Origin of the sequence: Aquabacterium sp. UBA2148 (genome assembly GCF_002328915.1) — a bacterium.
Lineage (GTDB): Bacteria > Pseudomonadota > Gammaproteobacteria > Burkholderiales > Burkholderiaceae_C > Aquabacterium > Aquabacterium parvum.
In genome coordinates this window covers 1-2,771 of sequence record NZ_DCXA01000261.1, presented here as the reverse complement: position 1 = coordinate 2,771, position 2,771 = coordinate 1, and the positions used below count along the sequence as shown (strand labels likewise).

The 2,771-nt window shown below is 67.7% G+C and carries 3 protein-coding genes; 2 read left to right on the top strand and 1 reads right to left on the bottom strand.

The annotated features are described in order from the left end of the window. Positions 1–822: NAD(P)H-dependent flavin oxidoreductase (locus B2W70_RS14535; protein ID WP_286746740.1), on the top strand; the 822-nt coding region annotated here is incomplete at its 5' end. Positions 823–929: 107 nt separating this feature from the next. Here B2W70_RS14535 and B2W70_RS14530 read toward each other — a convergent pair. Further along, positions 930–1,628 (bottom strand): Bax inhibitor-1/YccA family protein, encoded by a 699-nt coding sequence (locus B2W70_RS14530; RefSeq protein ID WP_152987656.1) that lies wholly within the window; start codon positions 1,626–1,628, stop codon positions 930–932. A gap of 105 nt (positions 1,629–1,733) precedes the next feature. Here B2W70_RS14530 and nhaR point away from each other — a divergent pair, with 105 nt between their 5' ends. Beyond that, complete coding sequence (gene nhaR / locus B2W70_RS14525) at positions 1,734–2,639, top strand: transcriptional activator NhaR (protein WP_286746738.1); 906 nt, start codon at positions 1,734–1,736, stop codon at positions 2,637–2,639. The last annotated feature ends 132 nt before the right edge of the window (positions 2,640–2,771 follow it).

The following is a 2,771-nucleotide window of genomic DNA, read 5'->3' as shown; positions in this document are numbered from 1 at the left end:
AGCCTGGGCCTGCCCGGCGCGGCCGAGTGCGCGCGCGTGGCCATCGAAGAGCGCGTGCCCATGGTCAACGTGTCCATGGGCAAAGGCGAGTGGGTGATCGACGGTGTGCACGCCTACGGCGGCAAGGTGATCGCCACCATCTCCAGCGAGGCGCACGCGCGCTCGGCCCTGGACGCCGGTGCCGACGGCCTGATCGTGACCGGGCACGAGGCCGCGGCCCACGGTGGCGCGGTGACGTCGATGGTGCTGATCCCCGCCGTGCGCGACATGACCGACAAGCCCTTGATCGCGGCCGGCGGTGTGGCCGATGGGCGCGGCCTGGTGGCGGCGCTGGCACTGGGCGCCGACGCCGTGGCCATGGGCACGCGCTTCGCGAGCTCGGCCGAGAGCCCGGTGCACGCGGACACCAAGCGGCTCATCGTGTCCAAAGAGGCGGAGGAGACCATCTACTCGCCGAACTTCGACACCTGGCCCTGCCGCGTGATGAAGACGCCGGGCGGCAAGCGCTACACCGCGCATCGGCTGAGCCCGCCGGTGGCGATCTCGCGCTCGCTCAAGGCCGCGCGCGAGCTCAACACGCCCTTGCACCACCTGGCGCGCGAAGCCATGCAGCAAGGCGTGGTCGGCGCGGTGAAAGTGGCCTATTTCGGCGCGGCGACGCTGGCGATGCGCAAGGCCATCCACGAGGGCAAACACGACGATGGCGTGCAGCTCATCGGGCAGTCCCAGGGGCTGGTGCGCGACGTGGTGCCGGTGGCCGAGATCGTGGCGCGCGTGATGCGCGAAGCGGCCGAGGTGCGGGCGCGCTTGCAGGCGCTTTGAAGCTCGCTTCGCCCGAGGCCTTCATGGGTGCCCCGAAAAGCAAGAAGCCCGGCCGGTGACCGGCTCGGGCTTCTTTTCGTCCGGCGTCAGAAGCCGGGCCGAATCACTCACTCGTCGCTGTTGCCGCCCATGCCGAACAGGGCCAGCAGGGCGCTGAACAGGTTGTAGACCGACAGGTACAGGCTGGTCGTGGCCAGGATGTAGTTGGTCTCGCCACCGTTGACGATGCGGCTGGTCTCGAACAGGATCATGCCGCTCATCAGCAGGACGACCAGGCCCGACACCGCCAGGCTCAGAGCAGGCATCTCGAAGAAGATGGCACCCAGGCCCAGCGCGAAGGCGACCAGGCAGCCGATCATCAGGAAGCTGCCCATGAAGCTGAAGTCACGCTTGGTGGTCAGGGCGATGGCCGACAGACCCAGGAACGCCACCGCCGTGGTGCCCAGCGCCTGCGTGACCACGGCCGGGCCATGGGGCAGGTTCAGCACCGCGTTGAGCAGCGGGCCCATGGTGAAGCCCAGGAAGCCGGTGAAGGCAAAGACGGCCAGCAGGCCCTGAGCCTTGTGCGCGGTTTTCTGAACCCAGAAGCTCAGGCCGAAAAAGCCCACCAGGGTGACGATCAGGCCCAGCGAAGGCACGTTCAGGGCCATGGCCAGGCCGGCCATGCCCGCGCTGAAGGCCAGCGTCAGGCCCAGCAGGGCGTAGGTGTTGCGGAGCACGCGACGGCTGCTGTCCGACAGCGAGGTCGAAACAGCGGTGCCGGCCACGGGGCTCAGCGTGCGGGTCGGGTGCGAATGATCAGACATGGTGATTTCCTCGTGGGAAAAGAGACGAACACGCGTGGCATCTTGATGCGGATCGTGAATCATGTAAATTCGAAATATTGATCCAAATGATTCGGTAAAACCGATATGAACTACAAGCACTTGCTCTACTTCTGGACCGTGGCCCGCCTGGGGGGTGTCGTCAAGGCTGGCGAGCACCTGCACGTGACGCCGCAGACCATCAGCGGGCAGGTTCAGCTGCTGGAGGAGCATTTCGGGCGGCCCTTGTTCAAAAAGAAGGGCCGCCAGCTCGCCCTGACCGAAACCGGGGAACTGGCCTTCAGCTACGCACAGGACATCTTCACCCTGGGCTCGGAGCTGGACCAGGTGGTGCGCCAGCCGCGTGGTGCGCACCGCCCGCTGGAGCTTCGCGTGGGCGTGGCCGACGCCGTGCCCAAGATGGTGACCTGCCGCCTGCTGGAGCCGGCCCTGCAGCGAGAGCAGCCCTTCAAAGTGGTCTGCCGCGAGTGGAAGCTCGACAGCCTGCTGGCCGAGCTGGCCGTGCACCGGCTTGACCTGGTGCTGTCGGACACGCCTTTGCCGCCCGCGCTCAGCGTCAACGCTTTCAACCATCGGCTGGGCGGCTCTTCGGTGGGCTTTTACGCCACGCCTGAGCTGGCCGCGAGCTTGAAGGGCGGCTTTCCGAATTGCCTGGACGACGCACCCATGCTGATGCCGGGCAGCGACTCGGCCCTGGGCCAGCGCTTCGCGCAGTGGTTGGGCCGCCACAAGCTGCACCCCCGGCCCATTGCCGAGCTGGACGACGGCGCCCTGGCCAAGGCGCTGGGCAAGTTCGGCCACGGGGTCTTCATGGCGCCCATGGTGCTCGACGAGGAGGTGCGCCAGCAGTACGGCGCCGAGCTGGTGGGCGAGGCGCCCGACCTGATCGAAGAGTTCTACCTGATCACGGTGGAGCGCCGCATCACCCACCCCGGCGTGGCGGCCGTGGCCGAGGCGGCGCGCAAGGGCCTGTTCGCGGCCTGGAACCGCTGAGCGCAGGCTGCGAGCAGGCATTCGGGCTTGCCGGAGCGCGCCTGTTAACCTCGCGGCATGACTGGATTGTTTGACCGGGAGCTGGGGCAGCTGCAGGCTGCGCACCTGGCTCGACACCGCCGCCAGGTGCAG

What these genes read in the sequence shown, in the direction of transcription:
- nhaR (WP_286746738.1), top strand. Translation starts at nt 1,734, where the DNA reads ATGAACTACAAGCACTTGCTCTACTTCTGGACCGTGGCCCGCCTGGGG.
- B2W70_RS14530 (WP_152987656.1), bottom strand. Translation starts at nt 1,628, where the DNA reads ATGTCTGATCATTCGCACCCGACCCGCACGCTGAGCCCCGTGGCCGGC.